Raw genomic sequence first — 7079 nt, forward strand, 5'->3', positions numbered from 1 at the left:
CCTGCGCGGCCAGCTGCGCGCGCGCGAAGCCGAGCAGGTCCAGGCCGCGCTGGCCGCGCATCAGGGCAATGTATCCGCCGCCGCGCGGCAACTGGGACTGGCGCGCAGCACGCTGGTGTCGCGGATGCGGCGGCTGGGTCTGATGGGTCCGCTTGCGCGCTAGAAATTGCGCTGCTATCATCGCAAAACTTTCGAAACGAAACATAAAATGACCAAGCGAAACACTCAGCAACGCCGTCACGCCATCGCCGCCCTGGTGCAGGAACGCGGCGAGGTCAGCGTGGACGAGCTGACCAAGCGTTTCTCCACCTCTGAAGTGACCATACGCAAAGACCTGGCCCTGCTGGAAACCGGCGGCCTGCTGCTGCGTCGCTACGGCGGCGCGGTGTCCTTGCCGTCGGAGATGGTGGTTGAGGAAGACGCGGAACAGGTTTCAAAACGAAAGATAGCCATCGCCCGCGCCGCCGCCGAGCGCATCCGCGACCACAACCGCGTGATCATAGACAGCGGCACCACCACCAGCGCGATGATTCCGCTGCTGGGCAATAAGCGTGGCCTGGTGGTGATGACCAATTCCCTGAACGTGGCCGGCGCGCTGCGCGAGCTGGAGAACGAGCCGACGCTGCTGATGACCGGCGGCACCTGGGACCCGCATTCCGAATCCTTCCAGGGCCAGGTGGCGGAGCAGGTGCTGCGTTCCTATGACTTCGACCAGTTGTTCATCGGTGCCGACGGCATCGATCTTGAACGCGGCACCACCACCTTCAACGAACTGGTGGGCTTGTCGCGGGTGATGGCCGAAGTGGCGCGCGAAGTCATCGTGATGGTGGAATCGGAAAAGATAGGCCGGCGCATCCCCAATCTGGAATTGCCGTGGGAGCGCATCCATACCCTGGTGACCGACGACGCCTTGTCGGCGGAGGCCAGAACCCAAATTCAGGCGAAGGGCATTGCGCTGATCTGCGCGTCCTCGCCCACTGATAGTCCAAGGAGAAAGTAATGTGCGGCATTGTCGGCGCCATCGCGGCGCGTAATGTGGTTCCGGTGTTGGTGGACGGCCTGAAGCGGCTGGAATATCGCGGCTATGACTCCGCCGGCGTGGCGGTCTTGGCCGGCGACGCCATCCGTCGCGTGCGCCGCGTCGGCCGCGTCGCGGAGATGGAAAACGCCGCGGCGGAAGAAAGCCTGCAAGGGCAGGTGGGCATCGGCCACACCCGCTGGGCCACCCATGGCGGCGTCACCGAACCCAATGCCCACCCGCACGTATCCTTCGGCAAGATCGCCGTGGTGCACAACGGCATCATCGAAAACCACGAAGAGCAGCGCGAGCGCCTGAAAGGCCTGGGCTACGCCTTCGAATCCCAGACCGACACCGAAGTCATCGCCCACCTGGTGCATCACTACTACCAGGCCGGCGCCAGCCTGTTCGACGCGGTCAAACGCGCCAGCCGCGAGCTGACCGGCGCTTACGCCATCGGCGTGATCGCGGTGGACCGCCCGGACGAACTGGTGTGCGCGCGTATGGGCTGCCCGCTGCTGGTGGGCCTGGGCGATGGCGAAAACTTCATTGCCTCCGACGTCTCCGCCATCGTGTCCGCCACCCGCCGTGTGATCTTCCTGGAAGAGGGCGACATCGGCCGGCTGACCCGCGACGGCGTGGAACTGCTGGACAAGGACGACCAGCCGGCGCAGCGCCCGGTGCATGTGTCCGACGTGTCGCTGGCCTCGCTGGAACTGGGCCCGTACAGCCACTTCATGCAGAAGGAAATCCACGAACAGCCCAAGGCGCTGTCCGACACCATAGACGCGGTGCAGGACTACGGCTTCAATCCCGAGCTGTTCGGCGAGCGCGCCGGCGAAGTGCTGCCGCAGCTGGAAGGCGTCAAGATCCTGGCCTGCGGCACCAGCTACTACGCCGGCCTGACCGCCAAATACTGGATCGAAACCATCGCCGGCGTGCAGTGCGACGTGGAAATCGCCAGCGAATACCGCTACCGCGACGCCTGGGCCAACCCCAACTACCTGGTGACCACCATCTCCCAATCCGGCGAGACGCTGGACACCATGGAAGCGCTGAAATACGCCAAGGAACTGGGCCACCGCTACGCGCTGTCTATCTGCAATGTGCGCGAATCCGCGATTCCGCGCGCCAGCGAACTGGTGTTCTTCACCCGCGCCGGCGCCGAAATCGGCGTGGCTTCCACCAAGGCCTTCACCACCCAATTGGTGGGCTTGTTCGCGCTGGCGGTGACGCTGGGCAAGGTGCGCGGCAGGGTCAGCGCCGCCGACGAGGCGCGCTACCTGGACGAACTGCGCCACCTGCCGGGCAGCGTGCAGCACGCGCTGAACCTGGAGCCGCAGATCAAGGCCTGGGCCGACAAGTTCGCCGCCAAGGACAATGCGCTGTTCCTGGGCCGCGGCCTGCATTTCCCCATCGCGCTGGAAGGCGCGCTCAAGCTGAAGGAAATCTCCTACATCCACGCCGAAGCCTACCCGGCCGGCGAACTCAAGCACGGCCCGCTGGCGTTGGTGGACGAGGACATGCCGGTGGTGGTGATCGCCCCCAACGACGCGCTGCTGGAAAAAGTGAAATCCAATATGCAGGAAGTGCGCGCGCGCGGCGGCGAACTGTTCGTCTTCGCGGACCTGGACAGCCATTTCAGCGAATCCGACGGCGTGCACGTGATCCGCACCCCGCGCCATGTCGGCGTGCTCAGCCCGGTGGTGCACGCCATCCCGGTGCAGATGCTGGCCTACCACGTGGCGCTGGCGCGCGGTACCGACGTCGACAAGCCGCGCAATCTGGCCAAGAGCGTGACGGTGGAGTGAGGTTTGTGGATGGTGTTTGACTAGAGCGAATAAAGTCCGTCGGATCTGAAGAAAGTTTGTCGGAGTCTGACAAGAGAGAAGGGGCCGCTGGCCCCTTCTTCTTTGTTCTGTCGTATCAATTCTTTAGATGCCCGCTTTTCGGCCAAAGCTGCTCCTCGCAGACGAGATTTCGATCGGTTATAACGACTTCGTGTTTAATTTGTCTCAATGCTGAGGCTGAGCTGCGAGTGGCGGTTTGCCGATGCGAATCGGCTTGAGCGACGAGTTAGGGTGCATTTGGGCTCTCTTGGAACACGCCACCCGCGTCTAAATGTTCAATGATCTTGAGAGCAATGTAGCCATAAACAACTTCTGGTTTGGTGTCGTTCTGAACATACCGGATGTGCGATACGGTATGGGACGTTCCTAGCCGCGAATTCGCTTCAGCAATGCCTTCGAGGACGTGAGCAATAATTGCCTCCTCGATCAGCGGCTCATGCTGGCATTCCCCATGAGGTGGCAGGTATTCGCAGGCCGGTGTTCCTTGCACCCCCGTACCCAGACGAATCTGCAATAGGTTGTGCTTTGGGCCTGTGATCATTGATGCAGCTAGAAAATCTCCGAGGCGGACGAAGTGCATTTGATACGCTCTAACGTTGGAAGTCACTGGCGCCGGAGTGCAGCGGAAGTGCCCAAAGCGTAGCTTTGGGGGCAGGGTTGGATGCGCGGTTAAACAAGACGCGGAACTCCCGGCTGTCTATCCCGTGGACTCTCACCTATGGCGATGAGGCCCAGCAATAATGAGAACTTGCTCGCGAGCGACAAGTTCTCCTTCGCTTGAGGATTGTACTGAGCTGCGTTTTCGATTGAGCTTTGTGCAGATAGCAGCACTATCATCACTTGCTTTGAGACGACATGCTCGGACTTGATCAGCTCCGCCTTATTACAAAGATAGTCATATAGTCGCGCAAACGCTGCGGTATCAAAACCCTCGGAGGGTATGAGGCGACCTACCGATTTGTTGTGCAGATCTTCGAGATCGGGATCAAAGTCAGAAGGACTCATAAATATCGAAATGTCCTAGTTAACTGGCAGGAGGGTATCGTTACTTGGTTGGGACTGTGCCGCGCAAGATCAAGTGCCCGAATGGTACTGGCTCCAAGTTGCCTTTAACTTCACAAGGCAGAGTGCGTTTCTATCCATGACCTAGCGTTAAAAATAACCGGCTCGCTTTAGCGCGTCGGTGTTGATTTTAAGATTGGGCATTATTCTAAGTGGGCTCGCTAAAATAGACCATCACAGCTTGCAGCCCACCGTGATTTATACCCATGCGCTGCAGGTGATCCAAGTTGTGACCAGCCCGCTTGATACCTTCTAAATTTCTTTGCTCCAAACCACACCCGGCAGCATTACCTCAGAGTGCAATCACTTCCTAAAGACTGATGTCCAGTCCGTAGTTTCGGTTAGCGCCGATATCTGTTGCTAACCAGTATCGACCTCTTTAGATCGGGAGCCGACATGCAGCAGGCGGTTATCGACAAGGCGGCTATGGCCGACGATAAGCCACCGCGAACAGCCGCTCTGGACGATAAGGATACAGAGAGATCGATCTTGGCTCCTTGGCCAGAACTGTCTTCCTGCGCATCCCAACCTGTGCAATAAGGCGCGGCTGTTTTCCCTCATCCCATGGTGGAGCAGATCCGGACCAAGGCTATAATCCCCCTCCGTGGCGAAACAAATCTGAATGCGGGATAAGCGATGCAAGTATCGGCCTTGGAACGGCAACTGAATTTTCTGAGAGAGATAGACCGCTTGAAGTCGGTGCTGCGGCAATCGCCGTTGCTGGACCAGAGCCGCCGGGAGAACTCGGCCGAGCATTCCTGGCATTTGGCGATGTACGCCTTGCTGCTGGGCGATTACGCCAGCGGTCCGGTCAACACCGAGCGGGTGATCAAGATGCTGCTGTTGCACGATGTGGTGGAGGTGGATGCCGGCGATTTTCCCATCCACGGCCAGGCCGTGCCTGGGGCGCAGGCGGAGGCGGAGGCGAGGGCGGCGGAGCGTTTGTTTGGCTTGTTGCCGGCGGAGCAGGGCGCTGAGCTGTTGGCCTTGTGGCGGGAGTTTGAGCGCGCGGAAAGCGCCGATGCCTGTTTCGCCAAGGCGCTGGACCGTTTCCAGCCTTTGCTGATCAATGTCTTTACCGGTGGCGGGACCTGGACGCAGAACGATGTTTCGCTGGAGCAGGTGCTGTCCCGTTACGGCCCGGTGATCCAAAAGGGTGCGCCGCAGCTTTGGCTGCTGTGCGAGCAGTGGGTGCGCCGGCATTTTGCTAAGACCCGCTAACAAAACCCCTGATCCTGCGTTGTGCCTCCTTGTCGTACAACTGGTACTGCCTGCGTCGGCGTGCCTTGGCTCAGGTTCTCTGCGAGGTTTTGTTAGCGGCTCTAAGCAGCCTGTTTAGACCCGCTACCCCTGATGCTGTGTTGCGCGTAAAACTGAGTTTTGTTAGCGGCTTGTAACGCTATTCAAATCGGCTTCTGCGCCCAAGCGATGGCTTGCATCCCGCGCGCTCCGTGGCTATTTCCGTCTTGCCGGATGTCGCCGGCTTGACGCTCTCCCGCGCCTCCCCAACAATAGCCTCCGCGCCGCAGCAATCGCGGCGCTCGGGTTTAGTCTCCCGAATATGAATCACTGCCGCGGATGCGCTTTTTCACAGCGTATCCGTTGCCATTGCTTTGCCTATTCGGGCGGGCCGTGGCAAGTGGCGCCCTCGCGGGCGCGCCGGCTTTTGCAGTGGTTCACCGGTAGACTAACTCTTGTCATGTGCCCGCCCTGCCGCCTTGCGGCTGGGCCCTTCTGCTCAGGAGGTTGCAAATGGTAAAGCCTGTCCGTCCGGTGCTTGGCATCGATCTCTCTTCGTCCCCCACTCACGCCCAAAACCGGGCATCTCCACTCGCGCCGCTGTTGCCGCGCTCGCGCTACCGCTTTGCCGGCAGCGAAGCCAAAGACCTCAGCCTGCCCTTCATCCGCCGTATCGAAGGCCGCACTCATCCGCATTACTGGCAGCCGGCGGAAGCCAAGGATGAGTTCGAAGCTTGCGCCTTGGGTCGGCAGTACGCGGCTCACCTGGCGCAGTTGCTGAAACTCAACCGCCAGCACTCCGCGCGCGGCTTGTTGTTCCGCATCGCCAGCGATATGGATTTCAGCGATCGCGGCCATCACCGCAGCCTCTGCAAATGCTTCTTCAACTATCTGGAGATGTTGTTGAACCTGGGAGCGCAACAGGTGGACCTGGTGCGGCATGTGGAGGCGGTGCAGCGCTTCTATCTGAGCCTGGATGAGCTGTACGCGGTGCAGCGCAACCCACGGCGCAAGAAGAAGCGTTAAGCCGGAGGAGCAGCAGCCGGCCCTGTGGGGCCGGCTGTTGGCAGGGGTGCGGCGTGCACTTCTGCTATCCAATAAATAAGACCTGCCTTGAGGCAGGTCTTATTTTTAAAATACGAAAAGCCCCATATGGGGCTTTTGCTATTTAGACGCTGTAATGCTTAGAGCGGCTGAATCGCGGTCGCTGCCGGGCCTTTTTGGCCCATTGCGCGGGTGTAGCTTACTTTTTGACCTTCGCGCAGGGATTTGAAGCCATCCGCGCGAATTTCGGAGAAGTGAGCGAAAAGATCGTCGCCGCCATTGTCCGGGGTGATAAAGCCAAAGCCTTTTGCGTCATTGAAAAATTTAACGGTACCAGTTTCCATAGTGGACTCCATATGTCTGTTAAGGACAATAAAATTATCGAATTGGCATGATAATCAAGGAATAGATAAGGAAACAATGAAGACCACTTGAGGGGCAACGAGGTATCGATAGATATGACGCTTGAAAATCCTGCCCGGACTTTTTATAGGAAAGTCGCGAGCATGTCAATAGTAGCTTTTGAAATTGCCGGAAAAATTGCCGGAAAAACCGTCCCACCCGCTCTGGAGGCTTTGCACGGGTTCTAAGAACCTGTTTACGATCTCCGGAGCAATAGAGCCAGGAAAGCCAAGTGGATGAACTGCAAGCTGGTATTCAGCTTCCGCTCGCAGTTCTTCCACAGCCTTCTGCTCTTTTCCAACCATGCGAAGCTGCGCTCAACAATCCATCGTTTGGGCATCACCTTGAACGTATGCAACTCGCTTCTCTTGGCAATCTGTACCGTCACATACCCGCCCAGAATCTCCCGCACTCCCTGCGCGAAGGGCTGGCCCACGTAGCCGCTGTCGCACAGCAGGCTTTGC

General features: G+C 59.1%; 9 protein-coding genes. 5 read left to right on the plus strand and 4 right to left on the minus strand.

Annotation, left to right across the window (positions count from 1 at the left end; translation table 11 throughout):
- Nucleotides 1-13 precede the first annotated feature (13 nt).
- The 3 genes from LQT98_RS24150 to glmS are packed head-to-tail and all read left to right on the plus strand — an operon-like array spanning nt 14 to nt 2829.
- The gene (locus tag LQT98_RS24150; RefSeq protein WP_407928924.1) at nt 14-163 is read left to right on the plus strand and encodes a helix-turn-helix domain-containing protein; all 150 of its coding nucleotides are present in this window, start codon (nt 14-16) and stop codon (nt 161-163) included.
- A gap of 45 nt (nt 164-208) precedes the next feature.
- Nucleotides 209-1000, plus strand: coding sequence for a DeoR/GlpR family DNA-binding transcription regulator (locus LQT98_RS00030; protein ID WP_048410101.1), 792 nt, complete (start codon nt 209-211; stop codon nt 998-1000).
- On the plus strand, nt 1000-2829 hold the full coding sequence (glmS, locus tag LQT98_RS00035; protein WP_231460678.1) for a glutamine--fructose-6-phosphate transaminase (isomerizing): 1830 nt from the start codon (nt 1000-1002) through the stop codon (nt 2827-2829). Before LQT98_RS00030 ends, glmS begins: the two co-directional genes overlap by 1 nt.
- Nucleotides 2830-3094: 265 nt before the next feature.
- On the opposite strand, the gene LQT98_RS00040 is transcribed toward glmS, so the two are convergent.
- On the minus strand, nt 3095-3448 hold the full coding sequence (locus LQT98_RS00040) for a hypothetical protein (RefSeq protein WP_231460679.1): 354 nt from the start codon (nt 3446-3448) through the stop codon (nt 3095-3097).
- Between the two features lie 89 nt (nt 3449-3537).
- On the minus strand, nt 3538-3873 hold the full coding sequence (locus tag LQT98_RS00045) for a hypothetical protein (RefSeq protein ID WP_231460680.1): 336 nt from the start codon (nt 3871-3873) through the stop codon (nt 3538-3540).
- A gap of 693 nt (nt 3874-4566) precedes the next feature.
- Here LQT98_RS00045 and LQT98_RS00050 point away from each other — a divergent pair.
- Together LQT98_RS00050 and LQT98_RS00055 are read left to right on the plus strand one after the other, a co-directional pair.
- Nucleotides 4567-5151 carry an HD domain-containing protein gene (locus LQT98_RS00050; RefSeq protein WP_231460681.1) on the plus strand — a complete coding sequence of 195 codons (585 nt, stop codon included), beginning with the start codon at nt 4567-4569 and terminating at the stop codon, nt 5149-5151.
- 531 nt (nt 5152-5682) lie between these two features.
- On the plus strand, nt 5683-6195 hold the full coding sequence (locus LQT98_RS00055) for a hypothetical protein (RefSeq protein WP_231460682.1): 513 nt from the start codon (nt 5683-5685) through the stop codon (nt 6193-6195).
- A gap of 158 nt (nt 6196-6353) precedes the next feature.
- Here LQT98_RS00055 and LQT98_RS00060 read toward each other — a convergent pair whose 3' ends face one another.
- On the minus strand, nt 6354-6557 hold the full coding sequence (locus LQT98_RS00060; protein ID WP_048410048.1) for a cold-shock protein: 204 nt from the start codon (nt 6555-6557) through the stop codon (nt 6354-6356).
- Between the two features lie 254 nt (nt 6558-6811).
- Nucleotides 6812-7079: transposase (locus tag LQT98_RS00065; RefSeq protein WP_231460683.1), on the minus strand; the 268-nt coding region annotated here is incomplete at its 5' end.

Source organism: Chromobacterium aquaticum (assembly GCF_021129195.1).
Classification (GTDB): domain Bacteria; phylum Pseudomonadota; class Gammaproteobacteria; order Burkholderiales; family Chromobacteriaceae; genus Chromobacterium; species Chromobacterium aquaticum.